The sequence below is a fragment of the Streptomyces sp. RerS4 genome (assembly GCF_023515955.1).
In the GTDB taxonomy this organism is placed as follows: Bacteria; Actinomycetota; Actinomycetes; order Streptomycetales; family Streptomycetaceae; genus Streptomyces.
Genome location: NZ_CP097322.1, coordinates 4968209 through 4991199, shown reverse-complemented (window position 1 = coordinate 4991199; position 22991 = coordinate 4968209). Strand labels below are relative to the sequence as shown.

Annotated in this window: 16 protein-coding genes; 8 read left to right on the top strand and 8 right to left on the bottom strand. The window is 72.5% G+C overall.

The window, feature by feature from the left end; translation table 11 throughout:
• Positions 1-130: 130 nt before the first annotated feature.
• Together M4D82_RS23245 and M4D82_RS23240 are read right to left on the bottom strand one after the other, a co-directional pair.
• Positions 131-2605, bottom strand: a complete 2475-nt coding sequence (locus M4D82_RS23245; RefSeq protein WP_249767890.1) for a SpaA isopeptide-forming pilin-related protein — start codon at positions 2603-2605, stop codon at positions 131-133.
• A gap of 165 nt (positions 2606-2770) precedes the next feature.
• A complete protein-coding gene (locus M4D82_RS23240; protein ID WP_502989086.1) occupies positions 2771-4006 on the bottom strand; it encodes a L,D-transpeptidase in 1236 nt (411 codons plus the stop codon).
• A 175-nt stretch (positions 4007-4181) separates the two neighbouring features.
• Here M4D82_RS23240 and glgX point away from each other — a divergent pair, with 175 nt between their 5' ends.
• Complete coding sequence (gene glgX / locus M4D82_RS23235; RefSeq protein WP_502988986.1) at positions 4182-6497, top strand: glycogen debranching protein GlgX; 2316 nt, start codon at positions 4182-4184, stop codon at positions 6495-6497.
• A gap of 110 nt (positions 6498-6607) precedes the next feature.
• Positions 6608-7330, top strand: coding sequence for a CDP-alcohol phosphatidyltransferase family protein (locus M4D82_RS23230; RefSeq protein WP_249767888.1), 723 nt, complete (start codon positions 6608-6610; stop codon positions 7328-7330).
• Here M4D82_RS23230 and M4D82_RS23225 read toward each other — a convergent pair.
• Positions 7311-7811 carry an FAD synthase family protein gene (locus M4D82_RS23225; protein WP_249767887.1) on the bottom strand — a complete coding sequence of 167 codons (501 nt, stop codon included), beginning with the start codon at positions 7809-7811 and terminating at the stop codon, positions 7311-7313. The two genes, M4D82_RS23230 and M4D82_RS23225, sit on opposite strands and share 20 nt — an antisense overlap.
• A gap of 172 nt (positions 7812-7983) precedes the next feature.
• Between M4D82_RS23225 and M4D82_RS23220 the strand changes: the two genes are divergently transcribed.
• The 3 genes from M4D82_RS23220 to M4D82_RS23210 are packed head-to-tail and all read left to right on the top strand — an operon-like array spanning position 7984 to position 12109.
• A complete protein-coding gene (locus M4D82_RS23220; RefSeq protein WP_249772077.1) occupies positions 7984-9189 on the top strand; it encodes a glycosyltransferase in 1206 nt (401 codons plus the stop codon).
• Positions 9186-10883 carry a lipopolysaccharide biosynthesis protein gene (locus M4D82_RS23215; protein WP_249767886.1) on the top strand — a complete coding sequence of 566 codons (1698 nt, stop codon included), beginning with the start codon at positions 9186-9188 and terminating at the stop codon, positions 10881-10883. Before M4D82_RS23220 ends, M4D82_RS23215 begins: the two co-directional genes overlap by 4 nt.
• A complete protein-coding gene (locus M4D82_RS23210) occupies positions 10880-12109 on the top strand; it encodes an MATE family efflux transporter (protein WP_249767885.1) in 1230 nt (409 codons plus the stop codon). The genes M4D82_RS23215 and M4D82_RS23210 overlap by 4 nt, the downstream gene beginning before the upstream one ends.
• 6 nt (positions 12110-12115) lie before the next feature.
• Here M4D82_RS23210 and M4D82_RS23205 read toward each other — a convergent pair whose 3' ends face one another.
• Positions 12116-13636: an O-antigen polysaccharide polymerase Wzy family protein gene (locus M4D82_RS23205; protein ID WP_249767884.1), complete on the bottom strand. Its 1521-nt coding sequence runs from the start codon at positions 13634-13636 to the stop codon at positions 12116-12118.
• A 93-nt stretch (positions 13637-13729) separates the two neighbouring features.
• Here M4D82_RS23205 and M4D82_RS23200 point away from each other — a divergent pair, with 93 nt between their 5' ends.
• Both M4D82_RS23200 and M4D82_RS23195 read left to right on the top strand, forming a co-directional pair.
• The gene (locus M4D82_RS23200) at positions 13730-14269 is read left to right on the top strand and encodes a WcaF family extracellular polysaccharide biosynthesis acetyltransferase (protein WP_249767883.1); all 540 of its coding nucleotides are present in this window, start codon (positions 13730-13732) and stop codon (positions 14267-14269) included.
• A complete protein-coding gene (locus M4D82_RS23195; protein WP_249767882.1) occupies positions 14266-15384 on the top strand; it encodes a glycosyltransferase in 1119 nt (372 codons plus the stop codon). Before M4D82_RS23200 ends, M4D82_RS23195 begins: the two co-directional genes overlap by 4 nt.
• A gap of 50 nt (positions 15385-15434) precedes the next feature.
• Here the strand turns inward: M4D82_RS23195 and M4D82_RS23190 are convergent, their stop codons facing one another.
• The 3 genes from M4D82_RS23190 to gmd form a co-directional block, all read right to left on the bottom strand.
• Positions 15435-16112, bottom strand: a complete 678-nt coding sequence (locus tag M4D82_RS23190) for a hypothetical protein (protein ID WP_249767881.1) — start codon at positions 16110-16112, stop codon at positions 15435-15437.
• 105 nt (positions 16113-16217) lie between these two features.
• Entirely contained in the window at positions 16218-18995 is a 2778-nt protein-coding gene (locus M4D82_RS23185) for a CBM96 family carbohydrate-binding protein (RefSeq protein WP_249767880.1), read from the bottom strand.
• 266 nt (positions 18996-19261) lie between these two features.
• The gene (gmd, locus tag M4D82_RS23180; protein WP_249767879.1) at positions 19262-20275 is read right to left on the bottom strand and encodes a GDP-mannose 4,6-dehydratase; all 1014 of its coding nucleotides are present in this window, start codon (positions 20273-20275) and stop codon (positions 19262-19264) included.
• A gap of 173 nt (positions 20276-20448) precedes the next feature.
• Here gmd and M4D82_RS23175 point away from each other — a divergent pair, with 173 nt between their 5' ends.
• Entirely contained in the window at positions 20449-21408 is a 960-nt protein-coding gene (locus M4D82_RS23175) for a GDP-L-fucose synthase family protein (RefSeq protein ID WP_249767878.1), read from the top strand.
• 46 nt (positions 21409-21454) lie between these two features.
• Here the strand turns inward: M4D82_RS23175 and M4D82_RS23170 are convergent, their stop codons facing one another.
• Positions 21455-22939: a sugar transferase gene (locus M4D82_RS23170; RefSeq protein WP_249767877.1), complete on the bottom strand. Its 1485-nt coding sequence runs from the start codon at positions 22937-22939 to the stop codon at positions 21455-21457.
• Between the last annotated feature and the right edge of the window lie 52 nt (positions 22940-22991).

Here is a 22991-nt window from a genome sequence, read left to right as displayed (position 1 = left end):
GCCCGCCGGCCGGGCCCTTCCTGCCCAGCCAACCCGCAGGAGCGGGCGGCGGCTCCCGCAGGTGCGCCGGTGGGGTGAGCACGTCACTCCACCGGCGCACGGGGGGCGGGGGCAGGCCCCCGTGAAGGACCTACCGGCCCCTGGAGGGCCTGTCCGGCTTGCCGTGGTGGTGCCGCTTGTTGTCGACGGTGACCACGAGCACCCGGTCGGGGGTCGACGCGTCGAGCCTCAGCGGGCCGGTGACCCGGTCGGCCGGCAGGACGTAGCCCTCGGGGACGTCCGTCTCCAGCAGGTAGTACCGGCCGTCGGAGAGCCCGTCGAAGTCGCAGACGCCGTCGCGGTCGGTCGCGCAGCCGTTCGCGACCCGGGTGTCGGCGTTGATGCCCCGGGTCTGGAGCCCGGCGGTGTCGTTGGTCTCCTTCCAGAGTTCGAAGACCGCGCCGCGCAGCGGGCGGTGCGTCTTGGCGTCCTTCTTCACCAGGTGGACGGAGCCGTCCGGGTCCTCGTCGACCTTGCGGTTCGGGACGTTCAGGACGATGCCGGTGGCGACGTCCTCGCTGTCCACGGTGAAGGGGATCACCGGGTCGTTCAGGAGGTCGTAGCCGGGCGGCGGTGTGGTCTCGCGCCAGTAGTACGTCTCACCGGCGGGCAACTCGACCGTGCAGGTGCCCTGGGCGTTGGTGACGCAGCTTCCGGGGAGCCGCTCGTCGGCGCCGGGCCCGGCGATCTGGAGGTTCGGGACGTCGTTGGTCTCGCGCCACAGCTCGAAGACGGCGCCGGCGAGGTCGGCGCCGGTGTCCCGGTCGCTCTTGTGGAGCACGACGCGGGCGCCGGTCGTGGCGGTGGTGGCGTTGACGGCGCGGACCTGGACTCCGGCCTCGGCGTTCTCGCGGGTCAGCGTCAGCGGGAAGACCGGGTTCGCGGGGAGGTCGTGGCCGCCGGGGGCGGCCGTCTCGCGCCAGTAGTAGGTGCCGGGTTCGACGTCGGCGCGCACGCACCTGCCGCTCGCGGGGGTGGTGCAGTCGGCGACCTTGGTGTCGGGTGTCGTACCGGTCGTCTGGAGGCCGTCCCGACCGTTGGTCTCGCGCCACAGTTCGAAGACGGCGGCGGCGAGCGGGGTGCCCTGCTCGTCGACCTTCAGGACGGAGACGGCGCCCGTCACCGGGGGCGAGGTGCGCGTGTTGAGCGCGCGGACCCGGACGGTACGGTCGGCGGCGATGTCCTGCGCCGTCAGGGTGACCGGGAAGACGGGGTTCTCCGGCAGGTCGTAGCCCCTCGGTGCGGCCGTCTCACGCCAGTAGTACGACCCCGGTACGAGTTCCGCCTTCGCGCAGACGCCGCTCTGCGGGGTGGTGCAGTCGGTGACCTTGGTGTCGGTGTCCGCGCCCTCCGTCTGGAGGCCGGGCACGTCGTTCGTCTCGCGCCACAGCTCGAAGACGGCGGCGGCGAGCGGAGTGCCCTGGGCGTCGACCTTGGTCACGGCGACCGTGCCCGTGGCGGGCGGGACGGCGCCGCAGTCGGGGAGGTCCCCGTCGAAGGGGTAGGAGTGGAACTCCTGGCCGCCGCCCCCGACGCTCTCACTGCCGTGCGTGACGGAGCCGGTGGTGAAGAAGCGGCCGTTGACGCCGGGCAGGGTGACGAGGGTCTCGGAGGCCTGGTTGCCGATCAGGAAGCTGCCCTGGAACTGGCCGCTGCCGGTCAGGTTGACGGTCGAGGCGTCCGGGAAGTTCCACAGCAGCCGCTCGCGGTGGGCGTTGAGCGGGTCGCTCCCCGGGCCCGTGTCCGTGAGCGTGCCGCTGAAGGTGTTGAGGGTGCGGGTACCGGTGCCCTGGACGTTGACGAGGATGGTCGCCTGGGGCGGGATCCGCGTGAAGCGGATGCCCTGTGCGCCGCCGCCGTTCGGGTTGACCAGGTCCGCCTCCACGTTGAAGACCTGGAGCGGGGAGCTGTTGTCGCCGGTGAAGAGGGTCTCGTAGCCGCTGTTGACGACGGTCCCGGTGGGCGGGCGGGGGCTGCCGTCGACCTTGGCGTAGCACTGGCTCGCGGCGGTGAGCCGGTCGCGCAGGCCCGCGTAGGGGACGGTGGCGTCGATGTCCCGGACGCGGGTGCCGGTCACGTTGCCGGTGAGGGAGCCCGCGTGGCGGACGACGCCGGTGTCGGCGATCAGGGTCTCGCCGGCGGCGACGGTCACGTCGCCGCCGGTGGTGAGGAATTCGGCGCCGACGGGGGGCGGGACGAGCGAGCCGGCGCCGACGACGCCGACGTTGTAGCGGCTGTCGCCGCCGGCCGCCTTGTCCTGGTCGAAGCCACCGAGGACGACGAGACGGCCCTCGGCCTCGGAGGCGCGGCCGCGGACGCGGAAGTCGGCGCCGGCGAAGATGTTGACGGCGTTGTCGCGGCCCTTGACGGTGCCGTCGCTGCCGATCGGCGGAAACGGGTTCGGGCAGTCGCCCGGGACGCACGGACCGAGCCCGTCGGGCAGGGGCGCCCGTAGGGTGCGGGCGGTCGGGGGGTGGGCCCCGGTCCCCGCCGCCAGGGCCGTCGGGACCGCGGTGGCCAGGACGGCCACGATCGCGACCACCGGGGTCCATTTCCTTGCTGACATGACGCTCCGTCCGTTTCCGCGCTGATGGCCCTGACAGGCTGCGGGGCGGGCACGGCGCGGCGGACGGTCGACACTCCTGCGGTACGACTTCCGGTCCGACAATCACTCGGATGCCGCGACCGGACGGGTGATGCCGTAAGGCTTCATGCGGTACGTCGGTGCGGGTCAGCTTTTCGCGGAGCCCGCGACCCAGTCGGCCCACGACATGTTCCAGCCGCCCAGTCCGTTGTTGGGCGCGACCGTCTTGTCCTGCGAGTTGACGACCTCCACCACGTCCCCGATCAGCGTCCGGTCGAAGAACCAGCCCGCCGGGGTGTCCGAGCCGCCGCCCTTGTCGTCGCGCAGGCCCACGCACCCGTGGCTGGTGTTGGTGGTGCCGAAGGTGTCGGGGCTCGCCCAGTAGTTGCCGTGCAGGAAGGTCCCGGAGGAGGTGAGCCGCATGGCGTGCGGGACGTCGGGGATGTCGTACTCGCCCTTGCCGTCCTCGCCGGTGAAGCCGACGGTGGCGCCGTTCATCCGGGTCACGTCGAACAGCTCCATCACCACCATCTTCCCGTTGTAGGTGGTGTTCTTCGGCGCCCCGGCGGTGATCGGGATCGTGGACAGCAGCTGCCCCTCGCGCCGGACCTCCATGGTGTGCGCCTCCGCGTCCACGGTGGAGATCTGGGAGCGGCCGACGGTGAACCGGATCGTCTTGTCCTGGACCCCGTAGGAACCGGGCGCTCCCTCGATGTCGCGCAGGTTCATCTTCACGGTGACCTCGGTGCCGGCCTTCCAGTACTCCTTGGGCCGGAAGTCGAGGCGCTCCTTGCCGAACCAGTGGCCGACGATCTCCACGGGCGGGTCGGAGGTGACGGTGATGGCGCGTTCCACGTCGGCGCGGTGCTGGATCGCCCGGCTGAAGTTGAAGGACACGATCATGCCGGTGCCGACGGTGGAGCGGTTCTCGGGCTTGAAGTAGCCGATGAACCGCTCCTCGGGGACGTACGTGGTGAAGGTGGTGTGGCGGGCCTGGCGCCGGTTGTGCCCGTCGACGGCGACCGCGTCGACGGTGTACTTGGCCGCGAGCGCGAGTCGCCCGGCGGACGGGTCGGGGCTCCAGCTGAGGCCGTCCTCGGCGATGGAGCCCGGGACCCGCTCCTCCTGGGCGTCCTCCACCTTGGTGACGACGACCCGCTCCAGCCGGCCCTCGGGGACGTGCACCCGCAGCGGCCCCTCGGCCGGGACGCCCTTGGCGTTGTCCTCGGGGGTGACCCGGATGGCCTCGTCGGGCGACCGGGGTTTGCCGGGCAGCGCGATCTCCACCGGGGAGCCGCCGTCCTTGGTGCAGCCGGTCAGGCCCGCCCACAGGCCCGCCCACACCGCCACGGCGGCCAAGCCCGCCCTCGCCCGCCTCGTCAGAAGAGTCACGCACCGTCCAACGACCGGGGCCCTCCGGGGGAAACGTGAGGGCCGGCGACGTTCCGGGCAGAACAGTCCGGGCAGAACAGTGGGAAGGACCGGACGGGGACGGGCCGGGCCGGGACGCCCGGCCGTACTCCCCCCGGCCGGTCACCGGGAGCCGTGGAGGCGGGCAGTGTCGAGCGCAGCCGAGCACGAGGCGGTGGATACCGCCGCCAGGATCGCCGGAAACGGCAAGACCGGTCACAGCGGAACGGACAACGGAACGGAGCGCGGGGCGGACCGCATGGACGTGGTGCGCGAGCGGGTCCAGGAGCGGGTGTTACGGGCGGCCGCGCATCCGGCGCCACCCGTGTGGCCCGGCTCCTCGCACCCCCTGGGCGCCCGCTACCACGTGGGGCCGGGCGGCGTCGCGGGCACCAACTTCGCGCTGTGGGCCCAGGGAGCGGAGGCGGTGGAACTGTGCCTCTTCGACGGTGACGGCGTCGAGACCCGCTGCACCCTGAGCGAGCTGACGCACGAGATCTGGCACGGCTTCGTGCCCGGCGTGCGCCCCGGACAGCGGTACGGGTTTCGGGTGCACGGGCGCTGGGACCCCTGGACGGGCGTCCGGCACAACCCGGCGAAGCTGCTCCTGGACCCGTACGCCCGCGCCGTGGACGGTGACTTCACGCTGCCGCCGGAGGTGTACGGGCACGTCCGGGACTGGCCGCAGCAGTACATCGCGGACACCGTGCGCGACGACCGCGACTCGGCCCCGCACGTCCCGAAGGGCGTCGTCGTCCACGATGACGACGACTGGGCGGACGACGTCCGGCCGAAGACGCCGTGGGCCGATTCGGTGATCTACGAGCTGCACGTGCGCGGGTTCACGATGCGCCATCCGGGGGTGCCCGAGGAACTGCGCGGCACCTACGCGGGCCTCGCCCATCCGGCGGCGATCGAGCACCTGACGAAGCTGGGCGTGACGGCGGTGGAGCTGCTGCCGGTGCACCAGTTCGCCCACGAGGACCACCTGCTGCGCCGCGGCCTGCGCAACTACTGGGGCTACAACTCGATCGGCTACTTCGCCCCGCACGCCGGCTACTCCGCCAGCGGGACGGCCGGGCAGCAGGTCGGGGAGTTCAAGCGGATGGTGCGGGCCCTGCACGCGGCGGGGATCGAGGTCATCCTCGACGTGGTCTACAACCACACCGCGGAGGCGGGCGAGCTGGGCCCGACGCTGTCGCTGCGCGGCATCGACAACCGCGGCTACTACCGGCTCCAGTCCGACCAGCGCCGCTACGCCGACTACACCGGCTGCGGCAACACCCTGCACGCCGGGCGGCCGCACGTGCTGCGCCTGATCACCGACTCGCTGCGGTACTGGGTGACGGAGATGGGCGTGGACGGCTTCCGCTTCGACCTGGCGGCGGCGCTGGCCCGTTCGATGCACGACGTGGACATGCTGTCGCCGTTCCTCGCGGTGATCGCGCAGGACCCGGTGCTGCGCCGGGTGAAGCTGATCGCGGAGCCGTGGGACGTGGGCTCGGGCGGCTACCAGGTGGGCGCGTTCCCGCCGCTGTGGACGGAGTGGAACGATCGCTACCGGGACGCCGTACGGGATTTCTGGCGGGGCGCGCTGCCCGACGTACGGGACCTGGGGTACCGGCTGTCGGGGTCGAGCGACCTGTACGCGTGGGGCGGGCGGCGGCCGTACGCCTCGGTGAACTTCGTGACGGCCCACGACGGCTTCACCCTGCGCGACCTGGTGAGCTACGAGCGCAAGCACAACGACGCGAACGGCGAGGCCAACCGGGACGGGACCAACGACAACCGCTCGTGGAACTGCGGGGCGGAGGGCGAGAGCGACGACCCGCGGATCGGCGCGCTGCGCCGCCGGCAGCTGCGGAACCTGCTGACGACGCTACTGCTGTCGACGGGGGTGCCGATGCTGGTGGCGGGCGACGAGTTCGGGCGCACCCAGGGCGGCAACAACAACGCGTACTGCCAGGACAACGAGATCGGGTGGGTGGACTGGTCGCTGCTGGAGGATCCGGCGTGGAGCGAGCTGTTCGCGCTGACGCGGCGGCTGGTGACGTTGCGCCGCGACCATCCGGTGCTGCGCCGGCGGGCCTTCTTCTCCGGGCGTTCGCAGGGCGCGGACGGGCTGCGGGACCTGGCCTGGTTCACCCCGGCGGGCGCGGAGATGACGGAGCGGGACTGGTACGCGCCGGCCGCCGCGCTGGGGCTGTACCTGTCGGGGCGCGACATTCCGGGGCGGGACGAGCGGGGTCGTCAGGTGAGCGACGACAGCTTCCTCGCGCTGCTGCACGCCGGGGACCGGCCGGTGGAGTGGGTGCTGCCGGGTGCGCCGTGGGCGGAGTCGTACGAGCTGGTGCTGGACACGGCGCGGGAGTCCCAGGCCAGGGCGCCGGGGGTGGTGCACCGGGGCGGGGAGGTGGTGATGGTCCCGGCGCGGTCGGTGCTGCTGTTGCGGGTGGTGTCTTAGGGGGGTGGTGTCGTCGGGACGTCGGGACGTCGCGTATCGGGCGGTGGGCTTCGGCCGCCCTGCGATGATGTGGCCTTCGTACGTACACACGTTCAAGGGGGCACGCGTAGATGGCGAGAGTCGGGACCGCGCTGCGGGAGCTGCGCGGGGCGCAGAAGTCGGCGAAGGGCGTCTCGCTCTACTCGCGGTTCGTCAACCGGCCCGCCGGGCGGTACCTGGCCGCCGGGTCCTACGCGCTGGGGCTCACCCCGAACGGGGTGACGCTGGTCAGCGCCGCCTTCAGCTTCGCCGCCGTGGCGGCGGTCGCGCTGGTCGCGCCCTCGTGGGGGCTGGGGATCGCCGTGTGGGCCGCGCTCGCGGTCGGTTTCGCCTTCGACTCCGCCGACGGGCAGTTGGCCCGGCTGCGCGGGGGCGGCAGCGCGGCGGGCGAGTGGCTCGACCACGTCGTGGACGCCGCCAAGCTCACGGCCCTGCACGCGTGCGTACTGATCGCGTTCTACCGCTTCCCCGAGGCGTACGGGACGGGCGCGCGGGGCTGGCTGCTGGTGCCGCTGGGCTTCCAGTTCGCGGCGGTCGTGACCTTCTTCGGCGGACTGCTGACGGAGAAGCTGAAGCCCCGGCCGGCGCCGGGGAGCGCCGCCGCCGCGCCCTCGACCCTGCGGGCGGTGGCGCTGCTGCCCGTCGACTACGGGGTGTTCTGCCTGGTCTTCCTGCTGCTGGGCGGCGGCCGGCTGTTCGCCTGGGCGTACGCGGCGCTGGGCGCGGTGGCCGCACTGTTCCTGGTGGCGTTCCTGACGAAGTGGTTCCGGGAGCTCAGCGCCGTTCGGCGGTGAGCTGCTCCGCGCGGCCGGCGCCGGTCGGCAGCGGTTCGGCGAGGGCGTCGAGGGCGCGGCGCAGCTGGGTGCTGGAGGTGTGCACGGTGTAGGGGAAGTAGACGACGTCGACGCCGTGGGCGGCGAAGTCCCGTTCCAGGCGGTCGCCCTTGGGCGTGCCGCGCCAGTCGTCGCCTTTGAAGATCACGTCGAAGCGGACCTGCTTCCAGGTCTCCACCTTGTCCGGGACGGTCTCGACGAAGGCGGCGTCGACGTACTTGACGCTGCGGACGATCTCCAGCCGTTCGACGAGGGGGATCATCGGGCGGCGGCCCTTGGCCAGCTCGGCCATCTCGTCGGAGACGACGCCGGCCACCAGGTAGTCGCACCGACTGCGGGCGTGCCGAAGGATGTTGAGGTGTCCGATGTGGAAGAGGTCGTACGCGCCGGGGGCGTACCCGACCCGGTACGGTCTGCGGGCGGCCGGCGCAGGCTCGGACACGTGGTGCTCCATCGTCAATTACCCCCCAGCGGCCACGCCCCCCGGCGTGGCTGATGAGCAGACAATAGCGCGCACGTTCCGCGCGCAGACGGTGAACGCATAGGGTGACGTGCGCATCATCCAGGGGAGAAGGGGACGTTCAGTGTCCACATCCGGCCACCGGCGGCTGTTGCTGGTTTCCACCAACTACGCCCCCGAGCACGCGGGTATCGGCCCGTACGCCACCCAGATCGCGGAGCACTGGGCGAGTATCGGTCACGACACCCACGTCCTGGCCGGCATGCCGCACTACCCGGCGTGGTCGGTCGAGCCGGAGTACAAGGGGGCGCTCAGGCGCACGGAACGGCGCGCGGGGGTCACCGTGCACCGGCGCGCGCACACCGTGCCGCCCCGTCAGACCGCCGTCAAGCGGGCCCTGTTCGAAGGATCGATTCTGCTGCACGGCGCCGTGGCCCCGCCCCGGATGCCGAAGCCGGACGCGATCCTCGCGCAGATGCCGAGCCTCGCCGGCGGGGTGCTCGCCGCCCGGCTCGCCGCGAAGTGGAAGGTGCCGTACGTCCCGGTCGTCCAGGACCTGATGGGCGCGGCGGCCGCGCAGAGCGGGATCAGCGGCGGTGACAAGGCGGCCGCGCTCGCCGGGCGGGCGGAGGCGTACGCCCTGGGGCGCGCCACCCTGGTCGGCGTCATCCACGAGACCTTCGTCGACCGGGTCGTCGGCATGGGCGTGGACCCCGACCGGATCCGGCTCGTCCCGAACTGGTCACACGTGCCGCAGCCCACCAAGCCGCGCGGGGAGACCCGTCGCCACCTGGGCTGGGCGCCCGGCCAGACCGTCGTCCTGCACTCCGGGAACATGGGGCTCAAGCAGGGCCTCGAAGTCCTCGTCGGCGCGGCCCGACTCGACCCCGAGGTCCGGTTCGTGCTGATGGGCGACGGCAGTCAGCGCCAGGCCCTCGCCGACCTCGCCTCGGACGTGCCCAACCTCGACATCATCCCCCCTGCCGCCGACGGCGAGTTCCCGGATATCCTCGCGGCGGCGGACGTGCTCGCGGTCACGCAGCACGCGGCCGTGCTGGACATGAGCGTGCCGTCCAAGCTGACCTCCTACTTCCAGGCGGGCCGCCCCGTCGTCGCCTCCGTCGCGGCGCAGGGAGGAACCGCCCAGGAGGTGGAACGTTCGGGCGCGGGGGTGCTCGTACCGCCGGAGGATCCCGCGGCCCTGCTGAAGGCCGTACGGGCCCTGGCGGAGGACCCCGAGGGCGCGGACGCGCTGGGCGCCGCCGGACCCGTCCACGTGGCGGCCCATCTGAGCCGTGACGCGGGCCTGGCCCGCATCGACGCACTGATAGACGAGGCACTGGGGGGTCACAGGTCGTGATCGAGACGAACCGGCCGGCAGCGGTCCCCACCGAGGACGAACCCGACCTCCTCAGGGACCAGTTCAAGCAGCTCCTGCGCTACCGGCGGCTCCTCGGCGCGGGCGTGGGCATCGGCCTGCTGGGCGGCGTCTACCTCGGCATATCCACCGCGGACACCTACGTGGCGAGCGCCGACATCGTGCTGCGCGCGCCCACCGACGACCCGTTCAACCCGAGCCTGGCCCCCGACAAGGCCATCAACATCGGCTCGGAGCGTCAGGTCGCGCTCTCCAGCTCCATCGCCGAGGCCGCCAGGGTGAAGCTCGGCGTCGCCGACAAGGACTTCAAGGCGCTGCGCGCCGGCCTCCAGGTCACCAACCCGCCCCAGACGATGGTGCTGCGGTTCACCTACACCGCGAACTCCCCCACCCAGGCCGCCAAGCGCGCCAACGCGATGACGGAGGCGTACCTGCTCAAGCGGCAGGAGGCGCTCGACGCCACCCGCGACCGGATGGTCAAGGGGTACAAGGACCAGCGCGACCCGGTCGCCAAGGAGCTCGACGAGCTGGTCAAGGAGATCGCCCGGCTGCCCGCCGGGGCCGCGCGGGACTCCGCGATGTCCACCAAGACCGACCTCCAGAGCGAGGTCGGCGGCTACAACGGCAAGATCACGAAGCTTGAGGCCCTGGACATGACCCCCGGCCGGGTCACCAGCGCCGCGACCCCGCCCTCCGGCGCGGACGGGCCGGGCCTGCCGATGTCGCTCGCGCTCGGCGCCGCCGTGGGGCTGGCGCTGGGCCTGCTGGCCGCCTGGGTCCGGCTCGTCTTCGACCCGGCCCCGCGCTCCGAAGGCGACGTCTCGCGGGCCCTGCGGGCCCCCGTACTGGGCTCCCTGCCCCGGGACAGGACCGGCGGCGGCCCGCTGCTCGCCGCCGGGGAGGCCGATCCCCGGCTCGCCGAGGAGTACCGGTCGGTGGCGTTCCGGCTCGCCTACGACTCCCGGTTCGCCGACCGGCGCCGGCTCCTGGTGGTGGCCCCGCGCGGCAGCAGCGAGACCGCCGCCGCCGTGGCCGTGAACCTGGCCGCCTCCTTCGCGGAGACCGGCAAGGACGTCCTGCTCATCGAAGCCGACCTGCGCACCCCGGTGCTGGCCAGCCAGTTGCCGACGGACGCCGGCGGGCGGCCGCGCTGGAGCCAGGGCGCGGGGGGCGGTGGCCGTCAGGGCGATTGCGAGTGGCCCGACGGCCGGCAGCTGGTGGTGGACGCCGGGGAATCGGGCACCTTCGACCTGATCCCGGGCGAGCGGGTGCGCAACGTGCCCCGCGCCCTGACCTCCCCGCGCGCCACCCGACTGATCTCCGAGGCCGACTCGCCCAACTCGACGGTGGTGGTGCTGGCACCGCCCGTCCTGTCCTACGCCGACGCGCTGGCGCTCGTCGACCGCGTCGACGGGGTCCTGGTGGTCTGCGACCCGCGCGCCGTGTACCGCAGCGACCTGGCCCGGATCCGCGAACTGATCAGCGGCGCCGGCGGCACCGTCCTCGGCGCGGTCGTGCACGCCCCGGTGCCGGGCGAGAAGCGCGGCGGACGCGGCCGAGGCGCCCCGGCCCGGCCGGAGCCGGCGCGGCCGGTGACCGGCGAGGCGGAGCAGCACATCCCGGGCGACGGGAGCGACACCGTCGCGCTGCGCACGGTCCGTACGGGCCAGAGGTGAGCCGGCGGGGTCTGGGCGCGGTCGCCTCGATCCTGGACCAGGCCGCCTCCAGCGCCACGAACATCCTGGTGCTGGTGCTGGCCGCCCGACTGTCGTCGGCGTCCGGCTTCGCCGACTTCTCGATGGTGTACGTGACGTTCAGCGTGCTCCTCGGACTGAACATGGCCTACGTCGGCCAGACCGTGGTGCTGGAGAAGGGCGAGCGCCTGGGCGTGGTGTGCCGCTCCTCGGTGGCGTTCACCGCCGCCGCCTCGGCCGCCGCCGGGCTGGTCCTGGCCGGCGTCGGCCTCGCCCTGCCCGGGGCCGCCGGGCAGGCCTTCCTCGCGCTGGGCCTCGTCCTGCCGCTGGTCCTCGTCCAGGACGGGCTGCGGTACTGCTTCTCCGCCCTGCGGCTGCCCGAACGGGCGCTGGCCGCCGATGCGCTGCGGCTCGGGTGCGTGGTCGCCGCCCTGGCCGCGCAGCCGGCGGGGGCCTCGGCGGGGCGGCTGGTGCTGGTGTGGGGGCTGTCGGCGCTGCCCGCGCTGGCGCTCGGGCTCTGGCTGCTGCGCCCGTACGTACGGGGCGCCCGCGCCGCACTGCGGCCCTACCTGCGCCGGGGCCACCTCGGGCGGCGGTTCGTCGTCGAGTTCGCGGTGGGCAACGGTTCGAGCCAGCTCGCGGTCCTGGGCCTGGGCGTCTTCGCGACGCCGCTGGCCGTCGGCGCGCTGCGGGGCGCGACCACCCTGTTCGGGCCGCTGAACGTGCTGTTCAACTCCGCGAACGCCTTCGGGCCGCCGGTGGTCGGGCGGGCGTCCGGCAAGCGGGGCGTGATCCGGCTGACCGCGCTGATGGGCACCGTCCTCGCGGTGCTGGGCGCCGCCTGGGCGGCGGTGTTGTACGCGCTGCCCGAGCGGCTGGGCCGGCACCTGCTGGGCGACACCTGGGCGGCCGCGTCCGCGCTGCTGCCGGCGACGGGGGCGCAGTACGCGGTGATGGGCCTGGGCACCTGCGCCCTCCTGACCCTGCGCGTCCTGAACCCCAAGGCGACGCTCTCCCTCCAGGTGGTGTTCTCCCTCCTGTCGGTGGCCTTCCTTCTGGCGGGCTACGCGATGTGGGGCGTCCTGGGCGCCGCCTGGGGCCTGGCCCTCGGCTCCGCCTGCAAAGCCACCGCCTCCTGGCTCCGCGCCGCCCGCCTCACCCCGACGCCCCCGGCGGCTCCGGCCGCCCCGGCCTCGTCCCTCGCGTAGGGCGCGTCAGCGCAGCGTCGTGTGGCGGTCCGTGCGGTACGTGGCCACCAGGGCCAGGCACAGGGCGGCTATGGCCACGCGGCCCGAGGCCTGGAGGAGGGGGCCGCGCAGGAGGATGAACGAGTAGCCGGCGACCAGCGGGACCACCACGGAGATCAGGCTGCCCGGGGGTGAGCGGCGCGTGGCACGCCTGGCGTAGCGGCGGTCGACGCGGGCGGCGGCGTAGCCGATGCCCATCAGGCCGGCGCCCATGCCGAGCGGGCCGAAGTCGAGCCACAGTTCGGCCCAGATCGGGGACGACAGGTTGGTGTTGACGGTGCCCATCCACTGGCCGACCATCACGCCGGTGTCGCGCGGCTTGCCCGGCCACACCGAGCGCGGCACCGCGAAGAAGATCGATCCGGCGAGCTGGCGGCCGTAGAAGTGGCCGGGGCCGGAGTCGGAGAAGGTGATGGTGTTCGCGAACATGCCGATCTGGTCGTAGTCCTTGAGGGCCATCGGCTCCAGGACCGACGTCGTCTCGACGGGCTTGTAGTTCTTCTCGTCGTAGCGGAAGCGGTCCGCGAACGGGAAGACGAGCAGGGCGATCACCACGGCCATCGACAGCGCCACCCGGTACATCGCCGCGCTCACCGGGAAGACGGTGAACAGCAGCGCGAACATGACCGTGAGGAACCAGTAGCGCGGGTTCGAGATCGGGTTGTTGACCACCAGGTTGAGGGCGGCGAGGCCGGCCCACGTCACGATGACGGACACCTTGCGGCGGGCGAACTTCGAGGTGATCAGCCAGCGCGTGTACAGCAGCAGCGCGAGCAGCGCCGGCACGGTGCCGAAGCCGCGCAGCAGGGCCTGGCCGGCCTGGCCGTCGCCGTTGGAGACGCCGGCCTCCTCGATGCCGGCGATGATCTCCTGGCGGCTGGAGAAGAAGACGGCGGGGCCGCCGAGCTTCACGATGAACGCCGCGCTGCCCAGGAAGGCGAGCCCCGTGAGGAGTTGGAGGCGGCGCCGGTGGGCCATGACCGGCCGGGGTTCCTTCTGCGAGCCGCCCGCGCGGCCGGCGGGCCGGTGACGGGCGAGGAGCACGCCGACGTCGAAGGCGAGGCAGCCCAGCAGGACCAGTCCGATGGCGAGGGTGAGGTCGGAGCGGGGGCCGACGACGGGCGTGGGCACCTGGCCCAGGACGGCCTGGGCGAGGGGGGCCACGCCCATGGCCATGTAGACGAAGAGCCAGAAGGAGCCCTGGAGGAGCTTGCGGCGGCTGGTGAGGACCATCGCGGAGAGCCGGGCGCCCGCGTACATGGTGAGCAGCAGTTGGAGGTGGAAGGCGGCGTCGCGGGCGCCGGCGCCGGTCTGGACGGCGACGAGGAACGGCAGGAAGAGCGTGAAGCCGAGCGCGAGGGGGACGGACAGGGCCCGCGAGAGCAGGGTGCGCGGGGTGGTGACCCGGCCCCACTGGGACTCGTCCACGGGCTCCACGGGCGGCGCCGACGCGGGGGCAACGGCGGGTCCGGTCACGTCCGTAGCCATGCTGCCCCCACCCCTGTGCCTGATCCGGGCGCAGTCTAGTCTGAGCGATCGGCGCGCCGGGAGCGCGTAGGGGTGGACGATGAGGGGCGACTGTTGCGTGATCTTCCTGCCTTCACGCTGGCCGGATACGACAAGGGGCGGGGGCTGCTGACGCAGGCTCTGTGGTTCGCCGTGATGAACACCGTCTTCATGGCGTGGTTCTGTCCGGCGAGGGGGCGCGTGGCCCTGCTGCGGGCCTTCGGCGCGCAGATCGGCGAGGGGGTGCTGATCCGGCATCGGGTGCGGGTGCTGTGGCCGTGGAAGCTCACCGTCGGGGACCACACCTGGATCGGCGAGGGCGCCTGGATCCTGAACCTGGAGCCGGTGACGGTCGGGGCGAACGTGTGCCTGTCGCAGGAGTCGATGCTGTGCACCGGCTCGCACGACCACCGGGCCGCCGACTTCCGCTACCGCAACGCCCCGATCACCGTCGAGGACGGTGCGTGGGTGGCCGTACGGGCCACCGTGCTCGCCGGTGTGACGGTCGGCAGGTGCGCGGTGGCGGGTGCCGGGGCCGTGGTGCACCGGGACCTGCCGGAGCTGACGTTGCAGACCCAGGACGGGCGGCGGCGCCCGGTGGAGGAGCCGAAGTGAGAGTCCTGCACGCCGTCACCCTGCACTCCCCCTCGCACGCCTTCGGCGGGCCGGTGCGGGTCGCGCTGAACCTGACCAAGGGGCTGCGGGCGCGTGGCCACGAGGCGCGGTTGCTCGCGCTGGGCGAGGGCTTCGACCCGTGGCCGACCTCCGTGGAGGGGGTGCCGGCGAAACTGTTCCCGGCCCGGCGGATCCTGCCGCTCGGCTTCAGCGGGATGACCTCGCCGGCCCTGCTGGCCTCGGCGGGCCGGCTGGTGCGCGACGCGGATCTCGTCCATGTGCACCTCGCGCGGGACCTCGTGACGCTGCCGGTGGCGCTGGCCGCGCTGCGGGCGGGCAAGCCGCTGGTGCTCCAGACCCACGGGATGGTCGACCCGAGCGAGAAGGCGCTGGCCAAGGTGCTGGACGCGGTGGCGGTACGCCGCCTGCTGCGCGGCGCGGACGCGGTGCTGTACCTGACCCCGCACGAGCGGGCGGGCCTGGACGCGGTGGTGGGGGCTCCGCTGGCGCGGGCGGTGCGCCTGGTCAACGGCACCCCGGCGCAGGAGGAACGGCCGGCGCCGAGCGGGCCGCCGCGGATCCTGTACTCGGCGCGGTTGCAGGCCCGCAAGCGGCCGGTGGACTTCGTGGACGCCGCCCCGGCGGTCCTCGCCGCGCACCCGGACGCGCACTTCGTCGTCGCGGGCCCGGACGAGGGGGAACTGGCCGCCGTACGGGCCCGCATCGAGGCGTTGGGCCTGGGCGGGCGCTTCACGGTGCCGGGCGCGCTGTCGAGCGCGGAGGTACTGACGGAGCTGCGGCGGGCCCACGTCTACGTCCTGCCGTCGGTGGACGAACCGTTCCCGATGTCCGTCCTCGAAGCCCTCGCGGTCGGCGTCCCCACGGTCGTCACCCACTCCAACGGCCTGGCCCGCGACATCGCCACCGCCAACGCCGGCCGCGCGGTCGCCCCCGGCCCCACCCCCGTGGCCGAAGCGATCCTCGACCTCCTGAACCCCACGACGAACGCCCAGACCGCCACCTCGGCCCGCACGCTGGCCACCACCGCCTTCTCCATGGAAACGGTCCTGGACACCCTCCTGGACGTCTACGAGTCCGCGACCGCACGCGTATGACGAACGCCGCCGACCCCGGGGGGCGCGGCGGCGTTGTTGGTCGAGGGGGCTTACGCCGGGAGCCAGGCGTAGCAGGTGGTGGAGTGGAATTCCGTGGTGCCCGGGGGGATGGTGGCGGTGATTTTGGTGCCGGGGGTCGGGGGGGATTCCGGGCCCGAGGCGAGGACGGTGCCGTCCTTGGCCTTGGCTTCCCAGGTGCAGGTCGTGCTCTGGGTGACGGCGCGGTAGGTGCCGGGGGCCGGGGCGGTGCGCGGGGAGTCGCCGAAGCCCTTCTCGGCCACCGCGAGGACCGGCTTCTGTTCGGGGCACAGGTGGTTGATCGCGTCCCGCGCGCCGGTGATCTCGCCGGAGGCGATGGACGCGGCCGCCGCGTCCTTGTCGCGCTTGGCGGTGCGCTCGATGCGCTGGCAGGTCTCCTGGCCGGTCTGGAGGACGGCGGCCGGGTCCATCTTCTCGGGGACGCGGCCGCTGAGGTACTTCTTCTCGTTCTCCTTGAAGTTGCCCGTCTTCGGGGTGAGCTTCGCGTCCGGCAGGACCGGACCCGGCGCGGAGCCGGACGGCGCCGGGGTGGCGTCCGCCGGATCCGGGACCGGGGAGGCGGCCGGCGGCTTCGGCTTGGCGGCGCTCGCCGCGTCGGCGGAGGCCTTGTCGTCACCCCCGGAGCCGCAGGCGGTGAGGGTCAGGGTGGCGGCCAGCACAACGGCAGCCGCTGCGGTGCGTCGGTACATCGGGGGCTCCTGTAGTGACGGGGCCCGGCGCGTGCGGCCGGGCCCCGTACTGCCGTCAGGCGGGTGTGCAGGTGTGCGGGTGTGCGGGTGTGCGTGTGCGGGGTGTTACTTCGGGCCGAAGGTGAGGATCAGCTGCGGAGCGGCGTCCGCGGCGGTCGCCTCCGAGGACCACAGCCACAGCGGGTCGGTGCCCGCGCTGGTCAGACCCAGGCTGTAGGTGGTGCCCAGCACCGGGGTGAGCGCGGCGGTGTCCAGCTCGATGCTCTGGAGGGCCGAGCCGTCCGGCACGCCCGCGATGCTGCCGAGCGGGGTGGTGCCGAGGGTGGGCTTGGTGTTGAACGTGGTGCCCGCGCCGCTCCACGTGCCGGTGACCGGGACCACGGAGACGGTGTCGGCGCTGCCGGCGCCCGTCTGGGTGGAGGTCTTGACCTGGAGGGAGGCGGCCTTCAGGACCTGCCCGGCCGGGGCGGCCGGGAGGGTGAAGCGCAGGTAGGACTCGTAGGCCGAGGTGCCGCGTACCGCGAGCTGGTTGGCGGTGCCGTAGGCGGTGCTCGGGGCGCCCTGGTTGACGTAGGTGTCCTCGCTCACGGCGACCTTGGAGACCGTGTCGGTCGGGGCCTTGGCCAGGTCGAAGTGGGACTTGACCTGGGCCTGGGTGAGCGCCGACGGGTAGACGGCGGTCTCGTCGAGCTGCCCGGCGAAGAAGTTGCTGGTCGGACGGCTGGGCCAGCCACTGAGGTTGTCACCGCCGACGTGCCAGTAACCGGCGTACGGCGCGTGGTTGGTGATGCTGTTCGAGCCCTTGTTCTGGCCGTCGACGTACAGCGCCATGCCGCCGGGGCCCTGCGTGGCGACGACGTGGTGCCACTTGTTGTCGTTGTAGGTCTCGAAGAGACCGGTGGAGAGCGTGCGGGCGGAGCCGTTGTAGACGCCGAAGACCAGACGACCGGTGTTGGTCATGTAGATCTGCTTGTCGAAGCTCCCGCTGCTGCTGACCGTGTTGTTGCCGAAGCCGATCAGCTTGCCGCCGCGCGTGGTGTTCGTCTTGAACCACGTCTCGATGGTGTACGCGGCCCCCACGCTCTGACGGTGGTCGCTGTACACCTGCTGGCTGGTGCCGTTGAAGCCCATCGCCGTGCTCGCGCCGCTGACGGCGCCGGGGCTCTGGCGCAGCGCCGGGGCGTTGACCTGGATGCCGCTGGTGTCGCCGCTGACGGAGGAGTCCGCGACGTAGGGGCTCACGGTGTCGTCGTAGCGCCAGTACAGGTTCGCGCCGTCGGCGCGGACCTTGTCCGGGTAGGCCTGGACCGAGGTCGGGATCGTGACGGAGACGTTCGCCGACAGGGCGCTGGTGTTGCCGGCGGCGTCGGTGGCGCTCACGCGGTAGGTGTAGGACTGGCCGGCCTTGACGGTGGTGTCGGTCCAGGAGGCCTGCGGCCGCTCGAACTCCAGGGAGTCGGCGGTCATGGTGTGGATGGGGGTGGCCGAGCCGTTGCGGTGGATCCGGTACGTGAGCTTGCTGTCGTCCTGGTCGTAGCTGGTGCGCCAGCGCACCTGGGCCTCGCCGGGCTTGACGCTCGCCGCGCTCGCGACCGGGGTGGTCGGGGCGCCGACGTCGCCGGTGGAGGCGAAGCGGGTCAGGGCCTGCTGCGGCTTGCCGTTGATGAGGGTGAACTCACCGCCGACCCACATGTACGTGAGGCCGTTCTTCTCCGCGACGGACATGACGCGCGGGCCGATGCCCTCGCCGACGCCGTCGTTGGCGTTGGGGTGCCAGCCGAGCTTGCGCGGGCCGCGCACGAAGCCGTCCACGGGCGCGGGGGCGGCGCCGGTGTGGTCGGTGGGCTGGGCCAGCAGGTAGTGCCGCTTGCCGTCGGGGAATTCGAGCTCGGTGGAGCAGTCGTGCGCGTGCGAGGAGCTGTACAGGACGCCGTCGTACGGCAGCACGTACTGGGTGGCGCCGAGGCAGCGGTCGCGCCACTTCTCGTTGAAGTCCACGCCGAGGCCGATGCGGCCGTCGAAGACACCGCCGCCGGAGCCCTCGTTGGCCGTGTAGTAGCCCGTCGCGTCGGCCGAGATGTGCTTGACGACCGAGTTGGAGGGGATGCTGGTGTACGTCTTGGCGACGGCGCCCGTGGTGGCGTCGACGACGGCCAGCGCGTGCGTGGTGGCGCCGTTGACGGCGAAGAAGTCGCCGCCGATCAGCAGCTTCTTGCCGTCGTTGCTCAGGTGCAGGGCCCGGCCGGGCTCGTCGGCGTTCGCGACGAAGGGCTTGAGCGCGCCGGAGGTCGAGTCGACCGAGGCGAAGCGCTCGCGGGTCTGTCCCTCGACGGCGCCGAAGTCACCGGCCGCGTACAGCGTGTCGTCGGAGACGGCGAGCGCGCGCACGGTGGCGGGGAAGCCCGGGTGGAAGGAGGCCTTGGGGGTGCACGTCTCGATGTCGATCGCGGCGACGCTGGAGACGGGGGTGCCGTTGACGGCACCGAAGTAGCCGCCCGCGTATAGGGTCTTCTCGTCCTTCGAGACGGTCAACGCCCGTACGGTCGCGCTGCCGTCGCTGACGGTGAAGGCCAGCTTGCAGGAGGTGGGATTGCCCGTGGCCGCGTCGAGGGCGACGAAGTTCACCGCGTCCTGCTCGGGGCCGCTGCCACTGCCGTCGGGCGGACGGACGGAGGAGAAGGTGCCGCCGGCGAAGACGGTGCCGTTCGCCTCGGCCATCGCGAACACGACGCCGTTCGGCTGCCAGGTGGGCAGTTCGTCGGCGGTGAAGGCCACCGGCGGCGTAATGGCGGACGCCTCGGGCATCAACACCAGGCCCAGACCGGTGCCGGCGCCGGCCAGTGACAGGACGAGGGCAGCAGTCAGCCCTCTGGATCTACGCATGAGCCCCCCAGGGCAATCGCCCGGTTTGATGGCTGGAACTATCCGAACAGCCATATGTACAGGCGCAGACTAGGGCTCAGATGACGGCCCGGTCACCTCACTTGACCCGTTGAATGCCAATGCATGCCAACTTGGAATCAACGGGGATCGACACGAGGGCGCACTGCGGACATACGGCAGGCTTGCCCCGGCCAGAAGCGCGGAGAACCACCCTCATGACCGGGACACGGCAAAGCGTAGGAGAAATATAGAGCCTCGGTGCCGGCTCAGCGGTCGATACGGACGCTGACGCCCGCCAGTTGGTCCTCGACCTGACGGACATCCGCGTCGACCATGATCCGCGCCAATTCGGGGACCAGGACGGACGGCTTCCAGCCAAGGATCTCCCGCGCCTTCGAGGCGTCCCCGATCAGGGCGTCGACCTCGCTCGGACGCTCGTACTTCGGGTCGTAGCGCACGTGGTCGTTCCAGTCGAGGCCGGCGTGGGTGAAGGAGGACTCGACGAACTCACGGACGGTCGCGGCGACTCCGGTGGCCACCACGTAGTCGGTCGGCTCGTCCTGCTGGAGCATCCGCCACATCGCGTCGACGTACTCCGGGGCGTAGCCCCAGTCGCGTACGGCGTCGAGGTTGCCGAGGTAGAGGTGGTCCTGGAGACCGGCCTTGATACGGGCGACCGCGCGGGTGATCTTGCGGGTCACGAACGTCTCGCCGCGGCGCGGGGATTCGTGATTGAAAAGGATCCCGTTGACGGCGAACATGTCGTACGCCTCGCGGTAGTTCACCGTGGTCCAGTACGCGAACACCTTCGCCGCGCCGTAGGGGCTGCGCGGGTGGAACGGGGTGGACTCGTTCTGCGGCGGCGGGGTGGCGCCGTACATCTCGGAGGACGAGGCCTGGTAGATCCGGGTCTCAACACCACTGGCCCGGATGGCCTCCAGCAGCCGCAGCGCGCCGAGGCCGGTCACGTCGCCGGTGTACAGGGGCGCGTCGAAGGAGACGCGGACGTGCGACTGGGCGCCCAGGTTGTAGACCTCGTCGGGGCGTATGTCGCGCAGCAGGTTCACCAGGGCCACGCCGTCGGAGAGGTCGGCGTGATGCAGGACGAAGGAACGATTCGCCGTCTGCGGGTCCTGGTAAATGTGGTCGATCCGCTCCGTGTTGAAGCTGGAGGACCGCCGCACGAGACCGTGCACCGTGTAGCCCTTGGAGAGCAGGAGCTCTGCGAGGTACGAGCCGTCCTGTCCGGTGACGCCGGTGATCAGTGCGGTCTTGCCCATGTGGGATCCCCCTGGAGTTTCTGGTTGTCGCTGTCGCTGTCGCTGTTGCTGTTGCGGTCGTTGTTCGGTGAGGCCGTGCCTCGGTGGTCGTTCCGGGGCCGTCGTCGGGATGCGTACCGTACACGCCGGCCTCCCCCGGAACCCCGGGGCGGCGGACTGGCATCATCGGCGGTATGACAAGTTCGCCGCCGCTCCTGCCCCCGCACGCCCGTGTCTTCGTCGCCGGACACCGCGGCCTCGTGGGGTCCGCGGTCGCCCGCCGCCTGACCGCCGACGGCCACGAGGTGCTCACCCGCGGCCGCGCCGACCTCGACCTGCGCGATGCCGCCGCGACGGAGGCGTACCTGCGCGACGTCCGTCCGGACGCGGTGGTGCTGGCCGCCGCCAAGGTCGGCGGGATCATGGCCAACAGCACGTACCCGGTGCAGTTCCTGGAGGACAACCTCAAGATCCAGCTGAGCGTGATCGCCGGATCGCACGCGGCCGGCGTCGGCCGTCTGCTGTTCCTCGGGTCGTCCTGCATCTACCCGAAGCTGGCCCCGCAGCCCATCAGTGAGGACGCCCTGCTGACCGGCCCGCTGGAGCCCACCAACGAGGCCTACGCCCTGGCCAAGATCGCCGGCATCGTGCAGGTCCAGTCGTACCGCAAGCAGTACGGGGCCTCGTACATCTCGGCGATGCCCACGAACCTCTACGGTCCGGGCGACAACTTCGACCTGGAGTCCTCGCACGTCCTGCCCGCGCTCGTCCGCCGCTTCCACGAGGCCGCCGTCGAGGGCCGCGAGGAGGTCATCCTGTGGGGATCGGGTACCCCGCGCCGGGAGTTCCTGCACGTGGACGACCTCGCGGCCGCCTGCGCCGTGCTGCTGGAGAGCTACGACGGGGACGAGCCCGTCAACATCGGCTGCGGCGAGGACCTGACCATCAAGGCGCTCGCCGAGACGGTCGCCGAGGTGACCGGCTTCGCCGGCCGGCTCGCCTGGGACACCTCCAAGCCGGACGGGACCCCGCGCAAGCTGCTGGACGTGTCGCGTCTGACCTCGCTGGGCTGGAAGCCGGGCATCCCGCTGAAGGACGGCATCGCCGCGACGTACCGCTGGTGGCTCGACCACGACCGGGCCGGGGCGAACTGACGGTTCCACAGGAGTACTCAGCCCTCCAGTCCTCAGTCCTCAGTCCTCAGTACGCCCCGCGACCGTCGACGACGGCGCGGAGCGTACGGCCCATGACGTCGACGTCGCTGGTGAAGGACCAGTTGTCCACGTACTGCAGATCAAGCTGAATCGTTTCGTCCCAAGACAGGTCGGACCGCCCGCTGATCTGCCACAGCCCGGTCATCCCGGGGCGCACCGAGAGCCGGCGCAGCTCGACCTCGTCGTACCGAGCCACCTCCTCCGGCAGCGGCGGGCGCGGGCCGACCAGCGACATGCTGCCGGTCAGTACGTTGACCAGCTGGGGCAGTTCGTCCATGGAGGTGCGGCGCAGGAGCCGGCCGACGCGGGTCACGCGGGGGTCGCGGCGCATCTTGAACATGAGGCCGTCGTTCTCGTTGGCCCCGGCCAGCTCGGCCTTGCGCCGGTCGGCGTCCACCACCATCGTGCGGAACTTCCACATCACGAAGGGCACGCCGTCGCGGCCGATCCGCCGCTGGCTGTAGAAGGCCGGGCCGGGTGAGCCGAGCCGGATCGCCAGGACGACGGCGAGGAAGAACGGCGAGAGCAGGACGAGGCCGACGGCGGCGCCGGCACGGTCGAGCGCCGACTTGAGCAGGGGCTGTACGCCCCTGCGTACGGGCGGCGCGACCCGCAGGACGGCGAGCCCGCCGGCGGAGAGGGTCTCCAGCCGCTTGACGGAGACCTCCACCAGGCCGGGGAAGACGGCCAGTTCCAGCCCCTCGTCGTGCAGGGCCCACGCCACCCGGCGCAGCCGCTCGCCCGCGATCCGCGCCCCGGGCGCGACGAGCACCAGGTCGGCGTGGTGGCTGCGGACGGCGCCGATGACGGCTGCCGAGTCGCCGTACGCCGCCTCGGGCATGATCGCGTCCAGCCGGGCGGCGACGGGCGGGCCGTCGGTCAGGGGGCCTTCGCCGACGGGGACCACGCCGACGACCACGTAGGGGTGGTCGGTGCGCGCGGCGAGGTGGGCGATGACGTGGTCGGCGGCGTCCGGTTCGCCGACCACCAGGACCCGGCTGACGGCCTGCGCCTCGCGGCGGGCCGCGGACAGGTGACGGTAGGTGAGTTTGTGGCAGGCGACGGTGATCAGGAGGGCGGGCAGCAGCGCGCCGAGGGCGGCGAGGCGGGGGGTGCTCTCGCCCGTCAGCACGCGGACGACGGCCAGGACACCGATCAGAATCAGCCAGTCGTGTACGACGGGCAGGACTCCGCGGGATTCCCCGAGGGCGCGGGAGGCGTAGCGGCGGCGCAGGGCCTGTACGCCGGTCCACGCGAGGGCCGCGGCGAGGGCGCAGGAGACGGGTCGTGCCTGGCCGGCGGCGTCGAAGACCAGGCCGACGGGGACCGCGGCGCCGACGAAGTCGGCCGCGACGGCGGCCGGCAGGTACCGGCGGGCCTTGTCGCCGATGCGTCGGGCCGGGGCGGTGGCCGCACCGTCGGGTCCGACCGCCGTGGCCACTCTTTGCGCAGGAAAATGGACATGCCTCATGGGCCCCCCTGGCACGTGGTCTATGTCTGTGGTGCGTGCCCGCGGCTTCCCC

Excerpts from the sequence above, each read along its gene's own strand:
- M4D82_RS23245 (WP_249767890.1), bottom strand. The coding sequence starts at position 2,605 with ATGTCAGCAAGGAAATGGACCCCGGTGGTCGCGATCGTGGCCGTCCTG.
- M4D82_RS23230 (WP_249767888.1), top strand. The coding sequence starts at position 6,608 with ATGGCGAGAGTCGGGACCGCGCTGCGGGAGCTGCGCGGGGCGCAGAAG.
- M4D82_RS23205 (WP_249767884.1), bottom strand. The coding sequence starts at position 13,636 with ATGGCTACGGACGTGACCGGACCCGCCGTTGCCCCCGCGTCGGCGCCG.
- M4D82_RS23190 (WP_249767881.1), bottom strand. The coding sequence starts at position 16,112 with ATGTACCGACGCACCGCAGCGGCTGCCGTTGTGCTGGCCGCCACCCTG.
- M4D82_RS23185 (WP_249767880.1), bottom strand. The coding sequence starts at position 18,995 with ATGCGTAGATCCAGAGGGCTGACTGCTGCCCTCGTCCTGTCACTGGCC.
- gmd (WP_249767879.1), bottom strand. The coding sequence starts at position 20,275 with ATGGGCAAGACCGCACTGATCACCGGCGTCACCGGACAGGACGGCTCG.
- M4D82_RS23175 (WP_249767878.1), top strand. The coding sequence starts at position 20,449 with ATGACAAGTTCGCCGCCGCTCCTGCCCCCGCACGCCCGTGTCTTCGTC.
- M4D82_RS23170 (WP_249767877.1), bottom strand. The coding sequence starts at position 22,939 with ATGAGGCATGTCCATTTTCCTGCGCAAAGAGTGGCCACGGCGGTCGGA.